The organism is Kitasatospora sp. NPDC001225 (genome assembly GCF_053597855.1).
The window spans coordinates 1-23,900 of sequence record NZ_JBSFJC010000102.1 but is presented as its reverse complement, the minus strand read 5'-3'; the positions used below and the strand labels follow the sequence as shown (position 1 = coordinate 23,900).

Genomic DNA, 23,900 nt, shown 5'->3' with positions numbered 1-23,900 from the left:
GGCCCCGCGCCACGCGGAAGACCGCTTGAGCAGATTCACCCGAACGTAGTGTCGTAGCCCGGAGTTGGAACTTCCGCTCCGGGCCGTGGCGTTTCCTGGGCAAGGCTCCGGCAGAACCGGACGAAACCATCGATGGAGGACACAGGACCCCACCCCGCACCACGGAGGTATGCGCATGACCTCGGATCGATCGACCTCGAATTCCCAGTCCGCGACGAACCCGACCTCGAACCGCCCCACGAGCCACTCGACGAACCACCCGACGAGCCGTCCGACCTCGAACCATCCGATCGCGAACCGCCCCGCCCCGAACCGCGTCCGCTCGCACGCCGCCGCCGACCTGCCCGGCCCCCGCGGCCCCGCGACGCCCTACCGGATGACGGTCACCACGGCCCTCACGCACGCCGAGGCCGTCGCCCTGGCCGACGAACAACTGGCCTGCTGGCTGAAGCAGGAGGGCTTCGAGGAGCCCCCGCCGGCCCACCGCGCCCCCGCCGAGCAGGGCACCGAGCCGGCTCCCACCGCCGAGCGCCTCCGCCTGGGCGAGCGCGTCCTGCTCGACCGCGACCAGGGTCCGCTGCGCGGCGGCCCGGGCGCCGGCCGGTACGACCGTCGCCGCCTGCGCACCCCGGCCCCGCACGGCACCCAGCAGCTCACCCTCACCGTGGCCACCGGTTCCGACGGCCCCACCTGGGTCCGGCTGGAGGCCGAGACCCACAGCACCGGCAGCGGTGTGCGCACCCCGTGCCGGGTGCCGGTGCCCGAACTCGCCCGCACGCTCCTCCCGCTGCTCGACGCCACCGACGGCCCGACCGCCGTGCACTCCGGCCCTCGGGTGATCACGGCCGACGAGGTCGACGCCCTGATCGACGAGCTGTGCGACCCCGAGCGCAGGCTGCCCACCGTGGTGGCCAGCGTCCCGGTGAACCTGCCGCTCGACAGCTGGGTGCGGGACGTGGTGGCCCCGCTCTGCCAGCAGCTGCCCGGCCTCGCCACCGCCTACGTACTGGACCCCGGCGCCCGCACCGGGTTCAACGTCGCGCTGGAGTACCACACCGTCTACGGCGGGGCGGTGCGCACCTACCTGCCCGAGGTCGACCCGGCCTCCCGGCAGGACAGCGCCCGACATCCGGTACTCGCCCGGGGCCGAATAGAAGAGGACCTGCGCCGCGCCGCCGGGCTGCTCGCCCGCGAGCCGCGCCGCCTGGCCGCGGAGCAGCCGCTGCCGCCGCCGCTGGCGGCCGTCCCGGTGCTGCGCGTCCCGCCGCCGCAGCTCCGCCGGGACGCGGAGCAGACCGGGGAGCAGGCCGTGGCACACGCCGCGGAGCAGGCCGTCGGTCAGGTGGCCGAGGAGACCGTCGAGCGGATGCCCGCGGGCACCGCCGAGCAGGCCGTCGAACGGACCTCCGGCCCGGTCGCCCCGTACCAGGGCGTCGAACTGGCCGCGCTCGCCCGGGAGGAGCAACAGGACCGCGCCGAGCAGCAGGCCAGGGCCGACGAGCTGGAGCGGGTCCGGCACACCCTGCGCGTGGAGCGCCGCGAACACCGGGAACGGGGCCAGGGCCGGGAGGGCCGCGACGGCCGGGACGTCCGGGAGGGCCGTCTCCGCTCCGGAGCCCGCGCCCTGACCGGGCGCCACTGCGTGGCGCCGGGCGGCGGACCGGTCGGCGGGCCCCACTCCGTGGTCCAGCCCCCCGACGGCTGCGGCACGCCCGACACCTTCACCGAACTCATGGCCAGACTGGCCGAGTTCCCGCTGGTGACCTTCACCGGTGACCAGAAGGTGGCGCTCGCCCTGGACGAGCTGCAGTGCGCCGGCGCCGGCTGGGCCCGGCTCGCCTGGGACGGGCTGACGGCACTCCAGGAGTACGCCGAGGCGGCCGTGCGCGGTGCGGCCGGCGGGGACTTCAAGCAGTGGTGCGAGCGCACCCCCGAGGGCTGTCACCGCTTCCCGCCCCGCAAGGCGGTCCGCGGGGAGTCCCGGACGGTGTTCAGCCACACCAAGTGGAAGCGCGAGCGGATGCTGCCGGTGCCGGAATGCGTCGACTCCTCCCGGCGCGCGTTCATGGGCGCGCACCTGCGGATCGGCGGCGGCCGCACCGCGCCCCGGCTGCACTACCTGGACGACTGCTCCGGCAGCGGCCGGATCTACGTCGGCTACATCGGCCTGCACCTCACCAACACCCGGACCAACTGAGCGGCTTGGCTGACCGCCGCGCCCGTTCGGGGGACAATGTCCGGCAGGGGCGGGCCCACAGGTTCGCCGATCGCCCCGGGCAGGCGCCGGACGAGCATGGGGGAACGACGACCGATGCAGTACTCAGCAGACGGCCAGTCCGACGGAACCGCCACCGTCCAGTTCCCCCGGCCGGGCTTCCTCGCCTCGGTCTTCCGCGACCTCGGAGCCGAGAACGGCCAGGAGCCGGACGGCGCCGCCGCCGGCCGCCCCCATGGCGGTGCGACCGGTGACGGCCCGTCCGGCGACGGGCCGACCGGTGACAGACCGACCGACAACGGACCCACTGGCAATGGGCGCACCGACAACGGACCCACTGGCAACGGACCGACCGGTGAAGGACCGTCCGAGCCCGGCCCCGGCGAGGCCGACCCGGACGAGACCGTGGCGGCGCACGCCCGGGCCGCGACCCTGACCCACCACCGCACCCGCGCCGTCCGGGCCGAGCACGACCGGCTGGCCGACCTGCTGCGGCGCGCCGCGCTGCCCGTCTCCGCCATGGACTTCGAGAGCCAGCTGCGCCACTACCAGCCCCGCCCCTACCCGGCCGACGGCCCCGGCGGCGGCGCCGAGGAGGAGTCCGAGCCCCGCTGGCAGGACTTCGCGCCCGCCGAACCGCCCGTGGCCGACCCGGAGGGCGGCCCGTCCCGCCGGCTGCTCGACTCCGGCTACCAGCGCGAGCTGGCCCAGGCCCGGCTCACCCACCAGCGCGCCCTGCGCGAGTGGCGCACCCGCCGGGCCGAGGCCGGCAGCCCGGCCGCCGACGAGTCCCGGCGCGCCCACGAGGCGGCCGAGGAGGCCCGGGCCCGCGCCGTGCGCGAGTACAACGAGACCCTGGAGGAGTGCCGTCGGGCCTACCGGCTGGCCGAGCCGGCCGCCGTGGAGTCGCTGCTGGAACGGGCGCTGGCCGCCGCCGAGACCGCCACCCAGGACCTGCCCGCCCCCTGCCGGGCGGTCTTCCGCCCGCTCACCCGCACCGCCGTGCTGGACCTCGACCTGCCGCCGCTCGACCTGGTGCCCTCGCTCGCCGGCTACCGGCTCGCCCCGGACGGCGACATCCTCCCGGTGCCGCGCCCGCCCGCGGACCGGGCCACCGACTACCTGCGGCTGGTCGCCCGGCTCGCCCTGCGGGCCCTGCAGGCCGCCGATGCCGTGGACACCGACGAGATACTCGCCGGCGTCGTCCTCAACGGCTGGCTGCGCGATCCCGCCACGGCCGAGCCGCTCTGCCTGGTCAGCGTGGACGCCGACCGCGACGCACTGGCCCGCACCCGGCTGCTGCCGCCGGGCACCCCGTACGAGGAGCGCGACGACGAGGGCGTCTACGCCGACGCCGAGCAGGACGAGGCCCTGGTACGGCTGCGCCAGCTCGGCGCCGCCGTCACCCCGGACCCGTACGACCGGGCCGGTGTCCGGCCCGCCGCCCAGGCCGGGGCCACCGTGCCGGCCGCCGCCGACCTGTCCGCCAACGAGTTCGCCCAGCTGGTGCGGGACCTGCTGACCCGCGGCGGGATCGCGCAGTGGAGCGTCCGGCTGCGCGGCCCGGCCGGGCTGGTCGCCACCGGCGAGGGCGCGCCCGGCACCTCGCTGCCCGGCCGCTGGGTGGTGTGGGCCTCCCGGGACACCGGGTCGATCGGCGCCGAGCAGATCGAGACCCTGGCCGAGGCGGTCGGGGAGGAGTCCGCCGAGCGCGGCCTGCGGCTGACCACCGGCCGGTTCACCGAGGAGGTGCTGGACCTCACCGCCGAGGAGGGCCGCCGGCACATCCACCTGATCGACGGCGACGGCGTCCGCGAACTCGCCCACACCCACCTCGGCCTGCCGCTCGCCACCGGCGGCTGACCCGCCGCCCGCTCACCACATCAGCCCTGCTCAGCAGCCTTTGCCCACCGCCCCGTCCCGGCGGGTCGGCCCGCCGCCGGCCTCACCCGAACGGCCCATCCGTCGGGCGCTCCGGCAGGTCCGGGCCGAGGCTGGGGGAACGGCACCCCGGCCCCGGCACCCCCGGGTGATCACCGTCGAACGGGCGTCCGGTACGGTCGGCGGTCGGCCCGGCCACGGGCGGATCCCAGGGGGAGAGGAATGGGCAGAGCGCTCGGCGCACCAACCGGCGAAGGCCCCGGCGACTCGGCCGGACCTGTGAAGGAGCCGGACTGATGACCGCGGTACTGGTCGCCGCCGCGGCGTTCCTGATGACCCTGATCGGCGGCTTCGTCGCCCAGCGCACCCGCGACCGCCGCCACCTGGTGCTCGGCTTCGCCGCCGGACTGATGCTCGGCGTGGTCGCCTTCGACCTGCTGCCCGAGGCGCTCCACCAGGCGCCGGGCGAGGTGCACGGCGTGCCGCAGGCGCTGCTGCTGTTCGCGGCCGGCTTCCTCACCATCCACGTGATCGAGCGCGCCGTCGCGATCCACCGCGGCCACGAGGGCGAGTACGCCGCGCACTCCCACGGCCACCACCACGGGGACGCCCGGTCCGCCGGGCACCAGGGCGTCGGGCTGACCGCCGCACTGGCCCTGGTCGGGCACAGCGTGATGGACGGCTTCGCGATCGGCGCCGCCTTCCAGGCGGGCACCACGGTCGGCACGGTGGTGGCCATCGCCGTGGTCGCGCACGACTTCGCCGACGGCTTCAACACGTACACGATCACCCGCCTGTACGGGAACAACCGGCGGCGGGCGCTGACCCTGCTCGCCGCGGACGCGGTGGCCCCGGTGTCCGGCGCGGCGATCACCCTGGCGTTCACCATCCCGGGGCACCTGCTCGGCCTCTACCTGGGCTTCTTCTCCGGCTTCCTGCTCTACCTGGCGACCTCCGACATCCTCCCCGAGGCGCACAGCCCGCACCCCTCGCGCAGCACCCTGCTCTGCACCGTGGCCGGGGTCGGCTTCATGTGGCTGGTGATCGGCTTCGCCGGCTGAGGCCCGCACCGGTCCTCGCCCTCGGACCGATCGGCCCGGCGGTCGGGCGACCGGCCGCCGCGGCCCTCAGCCCGGAAGCCGCCCCCAGTACTCCCGCATCGAGGCCAGCGCCTCGGTGATGGCCGGCCGCCGGGAGGCCTGGGAGCGCCAGAGCGCGAACACCCGGCGGCCCGGCTCCGGCGCCACCCGGCGGGCCGCCACCCCGGGCGGCAGCGGGCCCCGTCCGAGCCTCGGCACCAGGCCCATCCCCAGACCGGCCGCGACCAGCGCGATCTGGGTCTCGAACTCCCCGACCTGGTAGCGCACGTCCGGCTCCTCGCCGGCCTCGCGCAGGGTGCGGACCAGCCAGTCGTGGCAGATGTTGCCCGGGGGCACGCTGATCCAGCGCTGCCCGCACAGCCGCTCCACCGGCACCGGGTCGAGCGCGGCCAGGTCGTCGTCGGCGGGCAGCAGCAGGTCCACCGGGTCCGTGCCGAGGTCCATCCGGGAGACCCCCTCCTGCACCGGCAGCGGCACGGTCGGCCAGTCCTGCACCAGCGCCAGGTCCACCTCGCCCCGGGCCACCAGCTCGGCCGCCGGGTACGGGTCGCGCTCCAGCAGCCGGACGTCCAGCTCCGGGCAGCGCCGCCGCAGGTCGGCCAGCGCCCCGGGCATCAGTCCGCGGGCACCGGACGGGAACGCGGCCACCAGCAGCCGCCCGACGGCCTGGCCGCGCTGTTCCTCCAGCCGCACCTCGGCCTGCTCCACCAACCCCAGCACGGTCTGCGCGGTGAGGGCCAGCTCGCGCGCCGCGTCGGTCAGCACCACGCCGCGGCCCTGCCGCTCCAGCAGCACCGTCCGGGTCTCCCGCTCCAGCTTGGCGATCTGCTGCGAGACCGCCGAGGGCGTGAAGCCGAGTGCCGCGGCCGCCCCGCCGACCGAGCCGTGCACCGCCACCGCGTGCAGCGCCCGCAGGCGCCCCAGGTCCATCATGCAGTGATACTAAAGCGTCCTCTTCAGAATTCATCGCTGGTGCTGAACGGTCCGGCGCCACCATGCTCGACCCATGACCGCGACAACCGCCGCCGCTCCGAGCGGCCGGAACAGCATGAGCAGTACGGGCAGCACAGGCAGCACGACCGGCACGGGCGGCACCGGCGGCCGGGGCGGCATGAGCCCCCGCCACATCGCCCTGGCCGTCCTGGTGGCCGCCGTCTGGGGCCTCAACTTCGTCCTGATCCACGTCGGCCTGGACAACTTCCCGCCGCTGCTCTTCTGCGCCCTGCGGTTCGCCGTCGTCGCGGTGCCGGCGGTCTTCTTCGTCGGCCCGCCCAGGGTGGCCTGGCGCTGGGTGCTGGCGGTCGGCGTGGTCCTCGGGGTGGTCAAGTTCGGACTGCTCTTCCTCGGCATGCACGCCGGGATGACGGCCGGGCTCTCCTCGCTGGTGCTCCAGGGGCAGGCCGGCTTCACCGCGCTGTTCGCCGCCGTGCTGCTGCGCGAACGCCCCGGCGGGCAGCGGCTGGCGGGCCTGGCGGTCGCCTTCGCCGGCATCGCGCTGAGCGCCTGGGACCAGGGCGCCGGCGGCCCGCTCGGGGCCTTCGCCCTGGTCGTCCTGGCCGCCGTCGCCTGGGGGCTGGCCAACGTGCTGACCCGCAGGGCCGCGCCGCCGGACGCGCTGCGCTGGATGGTCTGGGTCAGCGCCGTCCCGCCGCTGCCGCTGCTGGGCCTGTCCCTGCTGGTCGAGGGCCCCGAGGCGGACCTGCGCGCCCTGCGCGACATCACCCCGGCCGGACTAGGCGCGATCGGCTACGTCGGGCTGGTCTCCACCCTGCTCGGCTTCGTCGCCTGGAGCTTCCTGCTGCGCAGCTACGACGCGACCGCCGTCGCGCCCTACTCGCTGCTGGTGCCGGTGTTCGGGATGTCCTCGGCCTGGCTGCTGCTCGGCGAGCGGATCAGCCCGACGGCCGCCGCGGCCGCGCTGCTGGTGATCACCGGGATCGGGATCACCGCGCTGCGTCCCGGTGCCGCTAGCGGCGTGGCGGCCCGGCTGCGAGGAAGCGGGCCTCGGCGGAGCGCAGCACCCGCAGCAGCACCTCCTCGTCGGCGGGGCTGACCTCGCCGAAGTACTCCTGGGCCACCTCGTCCCGGACCTGCCCGATCCGCTCCACCGCCGCCCGTCCGGCCTCGGTCAGCAGGATCCGCACCGCCCGCCGGTCGGCCGGGTCGGGGCTGCGCTCGACCAGGCCGGCCTCCTCCAGCGCGTCGACCACGGTGGTCGCCGAGCGCGGGGCGATGTGCAGTTTGTCGGCGAGGTCGCTCAGCCGCATCGCGTGGTCCGGCGTCTCGCAGCCGGGCACGTGGGCGAGCGTGCGCAGGGCCCGGGCCTGGCCGGGGGTGATGCCGTACGGCTCCAGCCGCCAGCCGGTCTGACGGCGGATCCGCTTGATCGCCCTGGTCATCGCGTCGGCCAGCTCGGCGGCGGTGCCCGGGGTGCCGGGCCGGGGGCCGGGGGAGGGGTCCGCCGGTTCGTCGGTCGGCGTGGTGGTCATCGGCGGTCTCCTCGGCTGGCGTCCGCCCAAGGGTAGCCGTCGGTCCGGGGCCCGTGGCGGGCGGCGGAAGACGATCGCGGAAATATGTTGAGCTTGGCTCAGTATCTGGGTTAGCGTTGCTCCCAAGTGAGGGAACCCTAAGTTCCCGTCCCCGACCATTGGAGGGCCCATGCCCCGCTCCGAAGCCCGCGTCGCCACCGACCGCCCGGGCCGTTACGCCAAGCAGCTCACCGCCCACATGGGGCGCAAGATCGAGGCCGTCTACTCCGAGGAGACCGGCCGCGGCACGATGGTCTTCGGCGCCGGCACCGCCACCCTGGAGGCCCAGCCGGACGCGCTGCTGCTCACCGTCGAGGGCGAGCGCGACAAGCTGCCCGGCCTGGAGGACGTCGTCGGCCGCCACCTGGTCCGCTTCGGCGCCCGCGACGAACTCGTCATCGAGTGGCACCGGGACAACGGCGAGCCCGGCCTGGTTCACCGCAACGAGGACCCCGAGGCCTGACCGCCCCCGGCACCCGGCCCGGGCAGCCACCGGGCCAGCGGCCACAGCACCAGGACGGCCAGGCACCCACTCGCCACCACGTCCAGCAGCCAGTGGAAGTCGCTCCACACCAGACCCGCGCCCACCCCGAGCGACAGCAGCGCCGCACCCGCCGCCAGCCCCCGGGCGGCGCGCGGCCCCGCCACCCGGGCCAGCAGCAGCGCCGCCACCCCGTACGAGATCGCCGCGGTCGCGGTGTGCCCGGACGGGTACCAGCCCCACTGGCCCGCCGTCAGCGGCTCCCCGAGCGGACCGGGCCTGGCGAAGGCCGACTTCGCCGGGACCACCAGCAGCGGGATCAGCACCGAGGTCAGCGCCGCCACCGGCAGCGGCAGCCACCAGCGCCCGGCCCCGGCCCGGCGCCCCCGCCAAGCCGCCAACGCGCCGGCCAGCAGCAGCACCGGGACCGCCGGGACGCCGCCGCCCAGGTCCGACAGGAGGTGGCCGAGCCGGTCGAGCAGCGCGTCCGGGACGTCCCGGTGGGCCGTACGGACGGCCCGGCGGACCGAACGGTCCACGCCGAGCAGCGGCCCCTCCACCGCGACCTGCCAGGACACCACCACCAGCAGCACCGCCGCCGTCACCGGGACGGCCACCGACCGGGCCACCCGGCCCAGGACGACGGACAGCCGCCCCGGAGCAGGGGGGAGAGCTCCGGGGCGGCCCTGATGATCGCCGTTCCGTGCGCCCCGGGGGGTGTGGGTCGGACGGTCGGTCGATCGGCCTTCGGTGTGCGCCGGCCCTCCCGGGCCGACCTGGTCGTCCTCGTCCGGCACCCGCGGAACCGGCCCCGGAGGGGGCCCCGCGGACGGCCGCGCCCATGGCTGAGGCTCGCTGTCCATCTGCGATGACACTACGTCAACAGCCCTTCCGCACCGAGCGCCTTCAGCGATTCCGCACACCATCTTCACCCTGCGCGGGGCAACCTCGGAGGCGCCCCGTCGATCATGCCCCGGCCGCCCGCGCGACGCGCCCGGACAACTGAACGGCCCGTGCGGACCAGAGGTCCCCACGGGCCGTTCAGCGCTGTCCGGACAACCCTCCGGAAGGGGGTTCACGACCTGACGGGCGACACCGCTCAGAGAGCGGCGAACGCGCCCTCCAGGATGTCCAGGCCCTCGTTCAGCAGGTGCTCCGGCATGACCAGCGGCGGCAGGAAGCGCAGCACGTTGCCGTAGGTGCCGGCGGTCAGCACGACCAGGCCCTCCGCGTGGCACGCCTTGGCGATGGCCGCGGTGACCTCCGCGTTCGGCTCCTTGCCACCCGGCTTCACCAGCTCGACGGCGATCATCGCGCCGCGGCCGCGGACCTCGCCGATGATCTCGTACTTCTCCTGCATGGCCCGCAGGCGGCCCAGCATGATCTCGCCGATCCGCTGCGCCTTGCCGTTGAGGTCCTGCTCCTTCATGGTCTCGATGGCACCCAGCGCGGCGGCACACGCCACCGGGTTGCCGCCGTAGGTGCCACCCAGACCACCGGTCTGCGCGGCGTCCATGATCTCGGCGCGGCCGGTCAGCGCGGACAGCGGCAGACCGCCGGCGATGCCCTTGGCGGTGGTGATCAGGTCCGGGACGATGCCCTCGTCCTCGCACGCGAACCACTGGCCGGTGCGGCAGAAGCCGGTCTGGATCTCGTCCGCGACGAACACGATGCCGTTCGCCTTCGCGAACTCCACGATCGCCGGCAGGAAGCCCTTGGCCGGCTCGATGAAGCCGCCCTCGCCCTGGATCGGCTCGATGATGATCGCGGCGACGTTCTCGGCGCCGATCTGCTTGTTGATGGTGTCGATCGCCTGGGCGGCGGCCTCGGCGGCGGCGTTCTCCGCACCTGTCAGCCAGCGGTACGGGTAGGCGACCGGAACCCGGTAGACCTCGGGGGCGAACGGACCGAAGCCCTGCTTGTACGGCATGTTCTTCGCCGTCAGCGCCAGCGTCAGGTTGGTGCGGCCGTGGTAGCCGTGGTCGAACACCACGATGGCCTGGCGCTTGGTGTAGGCGCGGGCGATCTTCACCGCGTTCTCGACGGCCTCGGAGCCCGAGTTGAACAGCGCGGTGCGCTTCTCGTGGTCACCCGGGGTCAGCTCGTTCAGCTGCTCGGCGACGGCCACGTAACCCTCGTACGGGGTCACCATGAAACAGGTGTGCGTGAAGCTGGCCAGCTGCTCGGTCGTCCGGGCCACCACGGCCTCGGCGCTGTTGCCGACATTGGTCACGGCGATGCCGGAACCGAAGTCGATCAGCGAGTTGCCGTCCACGTCCTCCAGCACGCCGCCGTTGGCACGGGACACGTACACCGGCAGGGTGGTGCCGACACCGGCCGCCACCGCACCCAGCTTGCGGGCGTGCAGCTCCTGCGACTTCGGACCGGGGATCGCGGTGACCAGGCGGCGCTCCTGCGGGAGCGGCGTTGCGGCGCTCATGGGGTATCTCCAGACTTCTCGGCTCGGTGCTTCGCAGGCTACGGCCGCCCTCCCCACCCCGGCACGCGCCACTCGGTAGCAGTGCGCCGTCCGACTTGTCCGGCACGGCCAGCGCGGGTGGCGCGACTACCCGCAGGCCGCGCTCCACTACCCTGAGCGCGGGCGTGTCGCCGGTACGGCGGCATGGGTATGGCGGCACCGACGGCGGTCGGGCCGGGCGGGCGGGCGAGGGAACGGGACCGTACATGGCACAGGACGGGGCACACCACCACGGCGAGCGCACCACCACCAGACCCCCGACCCCCCTGCCCCACCAACGGCCCGCGGCGGGCACCTCCTCCTTCGACCTCGCGACCTGGGCCTGCGCCCCGCGCCCCGACGCCGACCCGGGCGTCTACCGGCTCGGCTACCGCCGCGTCGACCCCGAGCGCGCGGAGGCGGCCAAGGTCGCGACCTGGCCGCTGCTGCTGCGGGCGGGGCTGAACGCGGTGGTGGCGTGGCTGGCCTTTGTCTACGGCGTCGAGTTCGCCACCGATGGGGCGACGCTGATCGGTGTCCTGCCGTCGCAGTCGGCTTTCGTTGCGACATCGGTGGTCCTCACTCTGAACGTTCTGGTGATGGGCATCGTCATCAAGATCTTCGGCCGGATGGGCCGCTGGCCCGAGGTGTGGCGCCGTTACGTCGCGCCGCTGCTGTCGCGCACGGTGACGGAGGAGCAGCCCGTCGAGGAGGACGTCCCGGGGGCGGTCGAGGCCGTGCGCGGGGAGGACCCGTGGGACGGGCTGCGCCGGGGCGGTGCGGCCGAGGCGGCCGTCCGGCTGGAGGGCGAGGCCGTGGGGGACGTCGACTACGTGCGGATCCGGCGCGCCTGGGAGTCCGCGCAGGCGGACCCGGTGTTCGTGCCCGCCTTCACCGAGCAGGTGGCCAGCCGCGGCGCGGCGGCCTTCGCCCACCCCTCCGAGGCGCGCGAGCTGCCCGGCCGCGCCGAGCGGCACGATCTGCTGCTCGGCCAGGTCCGGCTCGGTACGGCGCAGGACGTCCCGAAGAATCCGCTGGGCCACCGGGCGGCCGGTTTCGCGCTGGACCCGGCGGTGCTGGGCACCTCGCTGCTGGCAGTGGGTCCGGCGGGGACGGGGAAGACGGCGCGGCTGGCCCGGCCGGTGGCCGAGGCGCTGTGCCTGCAGGCGCTGGCCGGTACGGCCTGTGCGGTGGTGGTCGGGGCGGCGGACGCCGATCTCGGCCCGGATTCCTGGTACGACGTGGTGATCGCGCCCGGCGACCCGTCCTCGCTGTACGGGCTGGACCTCTACGGCGCCGCGCGGGACCCGGACGAGGCGGCCGCCCGGTTGGCCGAGGCGCTGCTGCCGGACGAGCTGACGGCCCGCGCGGAGCATGCCCGTACCGCGCTGCAGCAGGTGGTGGGCCCGTTCCACGCGGCGTACGGCCGCTATCCGGGGGTGCGGGAGCTGCGGGCGCTGTTGGCGGGTGAGCCGGACGTGCTGGCGGCGCTGGTGAAGGCGCTCGGCGTGGCGGGCCGGCTGTCCGTCCACGAGCGGGACCTGGAGTACCGGGAGCGGCAGCGCGACCGGGCGGACGACCCCGGGGCGCTGCTGGCGGACCGGTTGGCGCTGCTGGAGCGGCCCGCCTTCGAGGGCGCTTTCGCGACCGACGGCACGGGTCGGCCGCCGTTCGCGATGCGGGTGCTGGACCACCCGCTGCGGGTGCGGGTGAAGCTGCCGGAGCGGAGCCACCCGGAGGCGGCGCGGATGCTGTCCCGGCTGGTGGTGGGGCAGTTCGTGCAGGCGGCGGGGGCCCGCGAGGACCGTTCGCTGTTCGCGGGCCTGGTGGTGGACGACGCCTCGGCGGCGCTGGACGCCGCCGCCGTGCGCGGGCTGCAGCGGATGCGCGGGGCGAACGCGGGCGCGGTGCTGCTGCTGCGGACGCTGGTGGACCTGCCCGAGGCGTTGCGGGCGCCGCTGTTCGGCGCGGTCGGCTGCCGGATGGCGTTCCCGGGGATCGCGCCGTGGGACGGGAAGCTGTTCTCGGAGGCCTGGGGGACGCACCTGGTGCAGGAGACCGCGGTCACCCACACCCCCGACACCTCCGGTGGGGTGATACGGCGGGCGGGGCGGGTCGGGCGGAAGGCGTTGTCGGGGACGACGGCGCAGACGGAGTCGGTGACGACGCGGGATGTGGAGCGGCTGCGGTGGTCGCCGTCGGATCTGGCGCACGCGTTGCCGGCGGGGCATGCGGTGGTGTCGTTGACGGCGGTGTCGGGGGAGCAGGTTCCGCCGCTGCTGGTGGACCTCAGGGGCTGAGGGCGGGCGGCGGGGGAAGTCGCCTTCGAGGTGGATTCGGCAGTGCGGGTTGTCCGGGGCGTCCATAATGAAGGGGAGAGACCCTCACCAGTCCCACGTCCCTCTCCTCGCCCGGCCGCAACGGCGCGGTCAGGTCGATCCTTCGAAGGTGCCATGCCCCCCACACTCGCCTCCGTCGTCCGCAACACGTCGCTCCATCTGACGGTCCTCGCCGGTGCGGATCACCTGGAGCGGCCGGTCCGCTGGGTGCACACCAGTGAGCTGGACGACCCGACGCCGTTCCTGGAGGGTGGTGAGCTGCTGCTCACCACCGGTATCAAGCTGGGCCGTACGGCGGCGCAGTTGCAGGCGTACGTGCACCGGCTGGCCGACGCGGGGGTGGTCGGGCTGGGGCTCGGGGTGGGGTTGTCGCACACGGAGGTGCCGCAGCCGCTGGTGGACGCGGCGGCGCAGCGCGGGCTGCCGTTGCTGCGGGTGCCGGAGCCGACGCCGTTCATCGCGATCAGCAAGGTGGTGTCGGCGGCGCTGGCCGCGGAGCAGTACGAGGCGGTGACGACCAGCTTCGAGGCGCAGGAGGAGCTGACCCGGGCGGCGCTGGGCAAGGATGGCACGACGGCGGTGGTGCGCCGGCTGGCGGCCCGGCTGGGTGGCTGGGCGGCGCTGTACGACGGGTCGGGTGCGCTGTCGGTGGTGGCGCCGGACTGGGCGGCGCGCCGGGCTGGGCGGTTGGCGGCGGAGGTGGACCGGCTGCGTCGGCGTCCGGCGCCGTCGAGTGCGGCGTTGCAGGGGCGCGCGCCGGGGATAGACACGGCGGACGAGGACTACGTGGTGGTCCAGTCGCTGGGGGCGGACCGGCGGGCCCGGGGTTTCCTGGCGGTCGGGACCGAGGACCGGATCACGCCGACCGAGCGGTACGTGCTGAACGCGGCGGTGGCGCTGCTGACCCTCACCCTGGAGCGTTCGCGGGAGCTGCGGCAGGCCGAGGAGCGGATGGGCGCGGCGCTGCTGCGGATGGTGCTGGCCGGTGAGGTGGCGACGGCCCGCCAGGTGGCGGTGGGGCTGTTCGGGGGGCTGCCGGAGGGGACGATACGGGTGCTGGTGGCCGGGGCCGGTCCGGCCAACGCGGATGCCGCGGAGGCGCTCGGGGAGCTGGGCGACCGGGCCGAGCAGGCGGGCGCCCGGGTGGGCGAGAAGCTGCTGGTGGCGCGGGAGGACGGTGCGCACGGGCCGCGGCTGATGGTGCTGGCGCTGGACAACGGCGCGGTGCACCGGGCCTGTCTGGGCGCGGTGGAGGAGCACGAGGGCCTGTCGCTGGGCGTCTCGGCGCCGGCCGCGCTGGAGGAGGCGGGGACGGCGAACGCGCAGGCGGAGCGGGCGCTGGCGGTGGCGCTGCGCGGTGGCCGCCGGTCGGTGGACCACGAGGAGGTCGGCGCGGGGTCGCTGCTGCCGCTGCTCGGCGAGGACGCGGTGACGGCCTTCGCGGAGGGGCTGCTGCGGCCGTTGCGGGAGCACGACCGGACGGCCCGCGGGGATCTGGTGGCCTCGTTGCGGGCGTGGCTGTCGCGGCACGGCCAGTGGGACGCGGCGGCGGCGGACCTGGGTGTGCACCGGCACACGCTGCGCTACCGGATGCGCCGGGTCGAGGAGCTGTTGGGCCGGTCGCTGGACGACACGGACGTGCGGATGGAGCTGTGGCTGGCGCTGCGCTCCGGCGAGGAGTGAGGCGCCGGCGGGGTGTGGGGTTCCGGCGGCCCGCGGGGCGCCGGTAGGACGCGGTGGAGTGGCCCCGGGGGCGAACGCTCCTAGTCGGCCAATCCGGTCGGCGCGCCGCCGCGCCTACCCTCAAAACCGGGTCCCACGTCCGTGGGCCGTAGGACAGACGAGGAGAGGGCCGGTACCACGGTGACCACCACGTACGATTTCTGGCTCGCCGGCCGCCGGGCGAGCGGTGACGCCGACTTCGAGGTGCACAACAGCTGGGACGGCCGTCTGGTCGGCAAGGTGAGCATCCCGACCGAGGCGCAGGTCGAGGAGGCGCTGGACGCCGCCGTGGCCGCGCTGCCGGTGTTCGCCGCCACCCCGGCGCACCAGCGTGCCGCCGCCCTGGACCACGTGGCCAAGCGGCTGACCGAGCGCACCGAGGAGCTCGCCCAGCTGGTCAGCGCCGAGAACGGCAAGCCGATCAAGTGGGCCCGCGGTGAGATCGGCCGCGCGGTGTCGGTCTTCCGCTGGGCCGCCGAGGAGGCGCGCCGCACCAACGGCGAGACCATGCGGCTGGACACCGACCCGGGCGGCGTGGGCCGTTTCGCGGTGGTGCGCCGTTTCCCGCGCGGTGTGGTGCTGGGGATCGCCCCGTTCAACTTCCCGCTGAACCTGGTCGCCCACAAGGTCGCCCCGGCGATCGCGGTCGGCGCCCCGATCATCCTGAAGCCGGCTCCGTCGACCCCGCTGTCGGCGATGGTGCTGGGCGAGATCCTGGCCGAGACCGACCTGCCGGTCGGCTCCTGGTCGATCCTGACCGTGCCGAACGACCGGATGCCGGCCCTGGTGCAGGACGAGCGCCTGCCGGTGATCTCGTTCACCGGTTCGGACAAGGTCGGCTACCAGATCATGGACTCGGTGCCGCGCAAGCACTGCACCCTGGAGCTCGGCGGCAACGCCGCGGCCGTGGTGCTCGCCGACTGGTCCTCGGAGGCCGACCTGGACTGGGCGGCCACCCGGATCGCGATGTTCGCGAACTACCAGGGCGGCCAGTCCTGCATCTCGGTGCAGCGGGTGATCGCCGACGCCTCGGTGTACGACGCGCTGGCGGAGAAGGTCGTCGCCAAGGTCAGGGCGCAGGTCACCGGTGACCCGGCCGACGACGCGACCGACGTCGGCCCGCTGATCGACGAGAACGCCGCGAAGCGCGTCGAGTCCTGGGTCGAGGACGCGGTCGCCAAGGGCGCCAAGGTGCTCACCGGCGGTACCCGTGAGGGTGCGACCTACGCCCCGACTGTGCTGGCAGACCTGCCCGGTGACGCGATCCTGGCCAAGGCCGAGGTGTTCGGCCCGGTGCTGTCGCTGCACAGGGTGGACGGCGTGGACGAGGCCTTCGCGGCCGTCAACGACTCGGCGTTCGGTCTCCAGGCGGGCGTGTTCACCCACGACCTGCAGACCGCCTTCCGCGCCCACCGGGAGCTGGAGGTCGGCGGTGTGATCATCGGCGACGCGCCGTCCTACCGTGCCGACCAGATGCCGTACGGCGGCGTCAAGGACTCCGGTGTCGGCCGTGAGGGCGTCAAGTACGCGATGGACGACTACACCGTCGAGAAGGTCATGGTCCTGACCGGTCTCGACCTCTGAGACCTCTGAGACCTCAGAGACCTCAGAGACCTCAGAGACCTCTGAGATCGCCGGGGCCGGGAGGCCCCTGACCGACGCGGTGTCGTCGTAGGCGGGAGGGCCCGGTTCGCCGAACCGGGCCCTCTTCGCGTTCGCGCCCCGGCGCGGGCTCAGCCGTCGTGTCCGGCGGCCGCCGCGACCGCCTCCTCGACGGTGGCGTTCCCGGCGACCAGCTCCAGGGTCAGCCCGGCGGTGCCCGGTTCGCGCAGCAGGGCGGCCAGGACGGCGGCGACGTCGGCCCGGTCCACCGCGCCGCGGTCGACGGAGGGGGCGAGCCGGACCAGGCCGGTGCCGGGGCCGTCGGTGAGCCGTCCGGGGCGCAGCACCGTCCAGTCCAGCGCGGTGCGGGCCCGGACGGCGTCGTCGGCGGCGCCCTTGGCCCGCAGGTAGGTCTCGAAGACCTCGTCGGCGGGGAAATGGGCCTGGGCGTCGGCGGCCATCGCCGAGACCATCAGGTACCGGCGGACCCCGGCGAGTTCGGCGGCGTCGGCGAGCAGCACGGCGGCGTCCCGGTCGACGGTGTTCTTGCGGGCGGCGCCGCTGCCCGGTCCGGCGCCGGCGGCGAAGACCACCGCGTCGGCGCCGGTGAGCAGTGCGGCGAGCCGGGTGGCGGTGGCGGCCTCCAGGTCGAGCAGCAGCGGCTCGGCGCCGGCGTCGACGAGGTCCTGGGCCTGTTCGGGGCGGCGGATGATCCCGGCGGGGCGCTCGCCGCGGGCGGCGAGCAGCCGTTCCAGGTGGAGCGCGATCTGTCCGTGGCCCCCGGCGATGACGGTACGCATGGTCCGACGGTAGTCCGAAGGGTCGGAAGTCGTCCTGGGGAGTGCCGCGAACAGGACACAATGGGCGCATGACTTCGCTCGCCCACCCGCAGCTGCGTTTCACGCCCACCGTGGCGGACCCCTCCGGCCCCCGGGAGCTGGTGATCCTGGGTTCCACCGGGTCGATCGGTACCCAGGCCATCGACGTGGTGCTCCGCAACCCGGACCGTTTCCGGGTGGTCGCCCTGTCGGCGGCGGGCGGTCGGGTGGAGCTGCTGGCCGAGCAGGCGGTGCGGCTGGGCGTGCACACCGTGGCGGTGGCCGATCCGGCGGCCGTTCCGGCGCTGCGGGAGGCGCTGGCCGCGAAGGCGGCGGGCGGTGCGCTGCCGACCGTGCTGGCGGGCCCGGACGCGGCGACCGAGCTGGCCGCCCTGGAGTGCCACTCGGTGCTGAACGGCATCACGGGGTCGATCGGCCTGCGGCCGACGCTGGCCGCGCTGAAGGCGGGCCGGGTGCTGGTGCTGGCCAACAAGGAGTCGCTGATCGTCGGCGGTCCGCTGGTGAAGGCGGTGGCGAAGCCGGGCCAGATCGTGCCGGTGGACTCCGAGCACGCGGCGCTGTTCCAGGCGCTGGCCGGCGGTACCCGGGCCGAGGTGCGCAAGCTGGTGGTCACGGCGAGCGGCGGCCCGTTCCGCAACCGCACCCGTGAGCAGCTGGCCGGGGTGACCCCGCAGGACGCGCTGGCGCACCCGACCTGGGCGATGGGCCCGGTCGTCACGATCAACTCGGCCACCCTGGTGAACAAGGGCCTGGAGGTGATCGAGGCGCACCTGCTGTACGACGTGCCGTTCGACCGGATCGAGGTCGTGGTCCACCCGCAGTCGGTGGTGCATTCGATGGTGGAGTTCACCGACGGTTCGACCCTGGCGCAGGCCAGCCCGCCGGACATGCGGATGCCGATCGCGCTGGGCCTGGGCTGGCCGGACCGGGTGCCGGACGCGGCCCCCGCCTGTGACTGGACCAGGGCCGCCACCTGGGAGTTCTTCCCGCTGGACGACGAGGCCTTCCCGGCGGTCGAGCTGGCCCGTGAGGTGGGCACCCTGGGCGGTACCAACCCGGCGGTGTTCAACGCGGCCAACGAGGAGTGTGTGGAGGCGTTCCTGAAGGGCCGCCTCGCTTTCACCGGAATCGTGGACACTGTTGCCAAGGTCGTGGCCGAGCACGGTCAGCGGGACGGCGCTCCGGCGGCGGGAACTTCCCTGACGGTCGAGGACGTCCTGCACGCGGAGGACTGGGCGCGCGCCCGGGCCCGCGAGCTGGCGGCCGGCTGACGGTCGACCGACGACCCCGATTGCGGTAGGACGAGACGATGAGCGGAGCGGCATGACGGAGGACCAGCGGTGGCAACGGTTTTGACGGTGGTCGGCATCCTGGTCTTCGTCATCGGGCTGCTCGTCTCGATCGCCTGGCACGAACTCGGCCACCTCTCCACGGCCAAGCTGTTCGGCATCCGGGTGCCCCAGTACATGGTCGGCTTCGGCCCGACCCTCTGGTCGCGCCGGAAGGGCGAGACCGAGTACGGCATCAAGGCGATCCCGTTCGGCGGGTACATCCGGATGATCGGGATGTTCCCGCCGGGCGAGGACGGCCGGATCACCAAGCGCAGCAGTTCGCCCTGGCGCACCATGATCGAGGACGCCCGCGAGGCCTCCTACGAGGAGCTCCAGGAGGGTGACGAGAGCCGGCTCTTCTACACCCGCAAGCCGTGGAAGCGCATGATCGTGATGTTCGCCGGGCCGTTCATGAACCTGGTCCTGGCGTTCGGGCTCTTCCTGACCGTCATGATGGGCTTCGGCGTCTCGATGACGGTGCCGACCATCGGCTCGGTCGCCCAGTGCGTGGTCAAGGCCGGCCAGCCCACCGACACCTGCCCCGCCGACGCGCCCAAGACCCCGGCCAACGAGGTGGGGCTGCGCCAGGGCGACAAGGTGCTCTCCTTCGACGGCGACCGGATCCGCGACTACGACCAGCTCCAGGCGGACATCCGGAAGTCGGCCGGCAAGCAGGTGGCGATCGTCGTGGAGCGCGGTGGCGAGCGGCTCACCTTCACGCCCACCATCGCCGTCAACGACGTGCAGAAGTACGACGGCAAGGGCGTGCCGCTGAAGGGCCAGACCGTGCAGGCCGGGTTCCTCGGGTTCACCCCGAAGAGCGAAACCGTCCAGCTAGGCTTCGGGCAGTCGGTGGACCGGATGTACGACATGGCCGAGAACGGGGTGAAGTCGCTGGCCGCCCTGCCGGGCAAGATCCCCGGGCTGTGGAACGCCGTCGTCGGCGACGCCCCGCGCGACCCGGACTCCCCGGTCGGCATGGTCGGCGCGGCCCGGGTCAGCGGCGAGGTCTTCTCGCTGGACCTGCCCGCCACCCAGCGGATCGCGTTCTTCGTGAACCTGCTGGCCGGCATCAACCTGTCGCTCTTCCTCTTCAACATGCTGCCGCTGCTCCCGCTGGACGGCGGGCACATCGCCGGCGCGGCCTGGGAGGCGGTCCGGCGCCGCTTCGCACAGCTGTTCAGGCGGCCCGACCCGGGCCCGTTCGACGTCGCCAGGCTGATGCCGGTGGCGTACGTGGTGGCCAGCATCTTCATCGGCTTCACGCTCCTGGTGATGGTCGCCGACCTGGTGAACCCGGTGAAGATCAGTTAGGGCGTTCGGGTACCACGGGTGTGCTGGGCGCCGTTGCGGTGCCGTACCGTGGAGGCCGGGTGCGCGATCGTCAGCGCGCCCGGCCTCGGCCGTGTCACGGCCGGGCGGTCGACCACACCTCAACCCCGGGGAACCCTGCGCACATGACCGCGATCTCGCTCGGTATTCCGTCCCTGCCGCTCAAGCCGCTGGCCAAGCGCCGCTACTCCCGGCAGATCATGGTCGGCAACGTGCCGGTCGGCGGCGACGCCCCGGTCTCGGTGCAGTCGATGACCACCACGGTCACCTCCGACATCAACGCCACGCTGCAGCAGATCGCCCAGCTCACCGCGTCCGGCTGCCAGATCGTCCGGGTCGCCGTGCCCACGCAGGACGACGCCGACGCGCTGCCGATCATCGCCAAGAAGTCGCAGATCCCGGTCATCGCGGACATCCACTTCCAGCCCAAGTACGTCTTCGCCGCGATCGACGCCGGCTGCGCCGCGGTGCGCGTGAACCCGGGCAACATCAAGCAGTTCGACGACAAGGTCGGCGAGATCGCCAAGGCCGCCAAGGACGCGGGCGTGCCGATCCGGATCGGCGTCAACGCCGGCTCGCTGGACAAGCGCCTGCTGGAGAAGTACGGCCGGGCCACCCCGGAGGCGCTGGTGGAGTCGGCGCTGTGGGAGTGCTCGCTGTTCGAGGAGCACGACTTCCGCGACATCAAGATCTCGGTCAAGCACAACGACCCGGTCGTGATGATCAACGCCTACCGCCAGCTCGCCGCCGCGTGCGACTACCCGCTGCACCTCGGCGTGACCGAGGCCGGGCCGGCCTTCCAGGGCACCATCAAGTCGGCGGTCGCCTTCGGCGCGCTGCTGGCCGAGGGCATCGGCGACACCATCCGGGTCTCGCTCTCCGCCCCGCCGGCCGAGGAGATCAAGGTCGGCAACCAGATCCTGGAGTCGCTCGGGCTGCGCGAGCGCGGCCTGGAGATCGTCTCCTGCCCCTCCTGCGGGCGCGCCCAGGTGGACGTCTACAAGCTCGCGGAGGAGGTCACCGCCGGGCTGGAGGGCATGGAGGTGCCGCTGCGGGTGGCCGTCATGGGCTGCGTCGTGAACGGCCCGGGCGAGGCCCGGGAGGCCGACCTCGGGGTCGCCTCCGGCAACGGCAAGGGCCAGATCTTCGTCAAGGGCGAGGTCATCAAGACCGTTCCGGAGTCGAAGATCGTCGAGACCCTGATCGAGGAGGCCCTCAAGCTCGCCGAGCAGATGCAGGCGGCGGGTGTCGAGGCGGGGGCGCCGACCGTGGTCGCCGGGGAGTGAAGGGCCGCGGGGGGAGCGGCCCCCGCGCAGCGTGTTTCCGACAGCCGTAGGTTGTCCTGACCGTGCGGGAGCGTCCGCGCGGTGTTTTCCGGAAGCGGGGCCGTCCGTTCGCGGACGGCCCCGCGGCCGTAGCCGGGTGGGGCCACGGAGTAGGGTGCGGCCAGAGTCGTCTCAGTGAGGTGCTGTCCCGATGCTCGATCGCGGTGTGATGCTCCCGAGCTCCTTCCAGGCCGCCCGGGCCCTGGCCACCACCCGCGTGCTGGAGCCGCCGGACCTGCCGGAGGCCCTGGAGATCCTCCACCGCGACCCGGTGGCCAACGCCTTCGTCGCGACCAGGGTCGAGGCCGTCGGGCTGGACCCGTGGCGGCTCGGCGGGGAGATGTGGGGCTGGTACGACGGGGACGGCGTGCTGGGCGCGCTCTGCTACGCCGGGGCGAACCTGGTCCTGGTCGACGCCGGGCCGGAAGCGGTCGCGGCGTTCGCGGAACGGGCCCGCCGCCAGGGGCGGCGCTGCTCCTCGATCGTCGGGCCGGCGGCGGCCACGGCGGCCTTCTGGGCACTGCTGGAGCGCAGTTGGGGCCCGCCCCGGGACGTCCGGGCGCACCAGCCGCTGATGGCGACCTCGGTGCCGTCGGCGGAGATCGCGCCGGATCCGCTGGTGCGGAGGGTGCGGCGCAACGAGGTCGAGACCCTGATGCCGGCCTGCGTGGCGATGTTCACCGAGGAGGTGGGGGTGTCGCCGCTGGCGGGGGACGGAGGGCTCCTCTACCAGGCCCGGGTGGCCGAACTCGTGTCCACCGGACGGTCGTTCGCGCGGTTCGGCGAGGACGGGCAGGTCGTCTTCAAGGCGGAGATCGGGGCGGTGACGGAGGGGGCCTGCCAGATCCAGGGGGTCTGGGTCGCTCCGGAGCACCGGGGGCGGGGGCTCTCCGAGACGGGGATGGCGGCGGTCCTGGAGGTCGCGTTGCGGGAGGTGGCGCCGGTGGTGTCGCTGTACGTCAACGACTTCAACCTGCGGGCCCGGGCCGCGTACCGGCGGGTGGGGTTCCAGGAGGTCGGGGCGTTCATGAGCGTGCTGTTCTGAGCGGCCCGTTCGGGCCGCGCGGGGCGCTGTTGGGATCTTCGGCCGCGCCGCGGGGCCGCTGGTAGTAACGTCCGGAGCATGGATCAGCTGACCGGGGTGACGATCGGGGCCATCGACCTCGCGGACTGGGCGCCGCAGGCGCTGGAGGTCCAGGCGGTGGCGTTCGGGCTGACGCCCGAGGAGGTCGCGGTACGGCTGCACATCGTGGGGCGGCACGCCCAGCAGCCGGGGGTGATCGCGCTCGGGGCGATGAGCGGGGGGCGGCTGGTCGGGTTCGGGTACGGGATGCCCAACCAGCGGGAGCACTGGTGGAGCACGGTGATCGAGCCCTACCTGGCCGCCCGCGGGTGCGGGGACTGGCTGGACGGGGTCTTCGCCGTCACCGAACTGCACGTGCTGCCGGAGTTCCAGGGGCAGGGGGTCGGCTCGCGGATCATCCGGACGCTGTGCGAGGGATCGGGGCTGGAGCGGAGCATCCTCTCGGCGATCGACGCGGAGACGCCGGCGCGGCGGCTCTACCGGGCACTGGGGTACCGGGACCTGGCGCGGGCGGTGCGGTTCCCGGCGACGGACCGGCTGTACGCGGTGATGGGGGCGCCGTTGCCCCTGCGGGGGGCCGGGGGGTAACTGCCGTCGGGGCGGGGGGAGTTGGCGGGCCCCGTGGGTCAGAGGGTGTCGGCGAACTCGAGGTAGAGCTCGGCGTCCTCGCGGCGGTCCGCGGCGAGGGCGCGGAGCGCGAGGTCGACGGCGCGGAAGAGGGTCCAGCCGCGGAGGCGGTCCTGGTCGACCTCGAGGGCTTCGGAGAGCCGGCCCAGGCGGCGGCGGACGGCGGCGGGGGCGCCGGGGGAACCGAACAGGGTGTCGGCGCGGTCCAGCGCCAGCCGGGCCAGGTCGTAGGCGCGTTCGCCGGCCAGCGGGCGCGGGTCGACGGCCAGCCAGGGGGCGCGGTCGGCGGCCAGGACGTTGCCGTGGTGGAAGTCGCCGTGCAGGAGGAAGGACTCGTCGGCGGAGCCGGCCAGGTCCCGGGCGGTGTCCAGCGCCTCGGCGATCAGCTGCCGCGCCTCGGCGGCGACGGGGTGGGGGAGTTCCGCGAGACGGGCGGCGGCGTCGACCCGCTGGGAGAGCGCGGGGAACGGGTGGCCCTCGGGGAGCTCCGTCCAGAGGCGGTGCAGCAGGCTGGTGGCCTCCAGCATGGCCTTGGGCTCGGCGAGCGAGCGCAGCGGGATCCCGCCGTGGAGGCGTTCGAGCAGCAGGACGCCCTCGGCGGGGGCGGAGTCGAGCAGGAGGACGGCTCTGCGGCCGGCCCAGTGGGCCAGGGCGGTGTGCTCGTGGACGGTCTCGGGGGTGGGGAAGCCGACCTTGAGGACGGCGGGGGAGAGGTCGTCGCGGTGGACGTACGCGACGAGGCTGAGGCTGCCGCCGGGGTCGAGGACCCGTTCCAGGGTGAGGTTCCAGGCGGCGAGGTGGGCGGCGGTCCTGGCGGGGAGGGTGGCGAGCCAGGGGTGGGCGGCTTCGCCTTGGGTGGCGGTGACGCTGTGCGTCAGCCAGGTGGGGACGGTGATGGTGGGTTCGGCTCCCGACATGGGTCCATTGTGGGGGTTTGGGGTGGGGGGTGGGCTCTCGGGAGGGTGGGGGGCCGGGGGCGGCTCCGGGGGTGGCCGCTCCGGGGGCTGGATGATTTTCAGACTGCCAACCCTGGAGG

General features: G+C 74.3%; 19 protein-coding genes. 13 read left to right on the top strand and 6 right to left on the bottom strand.

The genetic code is table 11. From position 1 onward, the window contains the following. The first annotated feature begins 376 nt into the window (after positions 1–376). From ACWDCZ_RS28670 to ACWDCZ_RS28660, 3 genes are all read left to right on the top strand, one after another. Positions 377–2,197: a hypothetical protein gene (locus tag ACWDCZ_RS28670; RefSeq protein ID WP_449817330.1), complete on the top strand. Its 1,821-nt coding sequence runs from the start codon at positions 377–379 to the stop codon at positions 2,195–2,197. A gap of 114 nt (positions 2,198–2,311) precedes the next feature. After that, positions 2,312–4,078 carry a restriction endonuclease gene (locus ACWDCZ_RS28665; protein ID WP_449817329.1) on the top strand — a complete coding sequence of 589 codons (1,767 nt, stop codon included), beginning with the start codon at positions 2,312–2,314 and terminating at the stop codon, positions 4,076–4,078. Positions 4,079–4,392: 314 nt separating this feature from the next. After that, on the top strand, positions 4,393–5,157 hold the full coding sequence (locus tag ACWDCZ_RS28660) for a ZIP family metal transporter (protein ID WP_049651307.1): 765 nt from the start codon (positions 4,393–4,395) through the stop codon (positions 5,155–5,157). Positions 5,158–5,223: 66 nt separating this feature from the next. Here the strand turns inward: ACWDCZ_RS28660 and ACWDCZ_RS28655 are convergent, their stop codons facing one another. After that, positions 5,224–6,129 carry a LysR family transcriptional regulator gene (locus tag ACWDCZ_RS28655; RefSeq protein ID WP_449817328.1) on the bottom strand — a complete coding sequence of 302 codons (906 nt, stop codon included), beginning with the start codon at positions 6,127–6,129 and terminating at the stop codon, positions 5,224–5,226. Between the two features lie 178 nt (positions 6,130–6,307). On the opposite strand from ACWDCZ_RS28655, the gene ACWDCZ_RS28650 reads away from it, so the two are divergent. Further along, positions 6,308–7,249, top strand: coding sequence for an EamA family transporter (locus tag ACWDCZ_RS28650; protein ID WP_449817333.1), 942 nt, complete (start codon positions 6,308–6,310; stop codon positions 7,247–7,249). Here ACWDCZ_RS28650 and ACWDCZ_RS28645 read toward each other — a convergent pair. After that, complete coding sequence (locus ACWDCZ_RS28645) at positions 7,164–7,685, bottom strand: MarR family winged helix-turn-helix transcriptional regulator (RefSeq protein ID WP_049651305.1); 522 nt, start codon at positions 7,683–7,685, stop codon at positions 7,164–7,166. The genes ACWDCZ_RS28650 and ACWDCZ_RS28645 overlap by 86 nt on opposite strands. A 169-nt stretch (positions 7,686–7,854) precedes the next feature. Here ACWDCZ_RS28645 and ACWDCZ_RS28640 point away from each other — a divergent pair, with 169 nt between their 5' ends. Next, positions 7,855–8,187: a DUF2218 domain-containing protein gene (locus tag ACWDCZ_RS28640; RefSeq protein ID WP_049651304.1), complete on the top strand. Its 333-nt coding sequence runs from the start codon at positions 7,855–7,857 to the stop codon at positions 8,185–8,187. On the opposite strand, the gene ACWDCZ_RS28635 is transcribed toward ACWDCZ_RS28640, so the two are convergent. Both ACWDCZ_RS28635 and gabT read right to left on the bottom strand, forming a co-directional pair. Then, on the bottom strand, positions 8,160–8,834 hold the full coding sequence (locus tag ACWDCZ_RS28635) for a phosphatase PAP2 family protein (protein ID WP_449817327.1): 675 nt from the start codon (positions 8,832–8,834) through the stop codon (positions 8,160–8,162). The genes ACWDCZ_RS28640 and ACWDCZ_RS28635 overlap by 28 nt on opposite strands. 470 nt (positions 8,835–9,304) lie before the next feature. Beyond that, the gene (gabT, locus tag ACWDCZ_RS28630) at positions 9,305–10,645 is read right to left on the bottom strand and encodes a 4-aminobutyrate--2-oxoglutarate transaminase (RefSeq protein ID WP_049651302.1); all 1,341 of its coding nucleotides are present in this window, start codon (positions 10,643–10,645) and stop codon (positions 9,305–9,307) included. Between the two features lie 245 nt (positions 10,646–10,890). Between gabT and ACWDCZ_RS28625 the strand changes: the two genes are divergently transcribed. The 3 genes from ACWDCZ_RS28625 to ACWDCZ_RS28615 all read left to right on the top strand — a co-directional run bounded on the left by ACWDCZ_RS28625 (position 10,891) and on the right by ACWDCZ_RS28615 (position 16,308). Further along, a complete protein-coding gene (locus ACWDCZ_RS28625; protein WP_449817326.1) occupies positions 10,891–12,963 on the top strand; it encodes an ATP-binding protein in 2,073 nt (690 codons plus the stop codon). A gap of 153 nt (positions 12,964–13,116) precedes the next feature. Continuing rightward, positions 13,117–14,685 carry a PucR family transcriptional regulator gene (locus ACWDCZ_RS28620; RefSeq protein ID WP_049651301.1) on the top strand — a complete coding sequence of 523 codons (1,569 nt, stop codon included), beginning with the start codon at positions 13,117–13,119 and terminating at the stop codon, positions 14,683–14,685. 180 nt (positions 14,686–14,865) lie between these two features. Continuing rightward, entirely contained in the window at positions 14,866–16,308 is a 1,443-nt protein-coding gene (locus ACWDCZ_RS28615) for an aldehyde dehydrogenase family protein (protein WP_049651300.1), read from the top strand. A gap of 149 nt (positions 16,309–16,457) precedes the next feature. Here ACWDCZ_RS28615 and ACWDCZ_RS28610 read toward each other — a convergent pair whose 3' ends face one another. After that, positions 16,458–17,126 (bottom strand): NAD(P)H-binding protein, encoded by a 669-nt coding sequence (locus ACWDCZ_RS28610; protein WP_117487826.1) that lies wholly within the window; start codon positions 17,124–17,126, stop codon positions 16,458–16,460. Between the two features lie 68 nt (positions 17,127–17,194). Here ACWDCZ_RS28610 and dxr point away from each other — a divergent pair, with 68 nt between their 5' ends. The 5 genes from dxr (at position 17,195) to ACWDCZ_RS28585 (ending at position 22,825) form a co-directional block, all read left to right on the top strand. Further along, a complete protein-coding gene (dxr, locus tag ACWDCZ_RS28605; RefSeq protein WP_049651298.1) occupies positions 17,195–18,436 on the top strand; it encodes a 1-deoxy-D-xylulose-5-phosphate reductoisomerase in 1,242 nt (413 codons plus the stop codon). Between the two features lie 69 nt (positions 18,437–18,505). After that, positions 18,506–19,810, top strand: coding sequence for a M50 family metallopeptidase (locus tag ACWDCZ_RS28600; protein ID WP_049651297.1), 1,305 nt, complete (start codon positions 18,506–18,508; stop codon positions 19,808–19,810). 143 nt (positions 19,811–19,953) lie between these two features. Beyond that, on the top strand, positions 19,954–21,114 hold the full coding sequence (ispG, locus tag ACWDCZ_RS28595; protein WP_049651296.1) for a flavodoxin-dependent (E)-4-hydroxy-3-methylbut-2-enyl-diphosphate synthase: 1,161 nt from the start codon (positions 19,954–19,956) through the stop codon (positions 21,112–21,114). A gap of 208 nt (positions 21,115–21,322) precedes the next feature. Further along, positions 21,323–22,198, top strand: a complete 876-nt coding sequence (locus ACWDCZ_RS28590) for a GNAT family N-acetyltransferase (protein ID WP_049651309.1) — start codon at positions 21,323–21,325, stop codon at positions 22,196–22,198. 78 nt (positions 22,199–22,276) lie between these two features. Continuing rightward, the gene (locus tag ACWDCZ_RS28585; RefSeq protein ID WP_449817325.1) at positions 22,277–22,825 is read left to right on the top strand and encodes a GNAT family N-acetyltransferase; all 549 of its coding nucleotides are present in this window, start codon (positions 22,277–22,279) and stop codon (positions 22,823–22,825) included. A gap of 38 nt (positions 22,826–22,863) precedes the next feature. Here ACWDCZ_RS28585 and ACWDCZ_RS28580 read toward each other — a convergent pair whose 3' ends face one another. Further along, entirely contained in the window at positions 22,864–23,781 is a 918-nt protein-coding gene (locus ACWDCZ_RS28580) for an aminoglycoside phosphotransferase family protein (protein WP_449817324.1), read from the bottom strand. Positions 23,782–23,900: the final 119 nt, after the last annotated feature.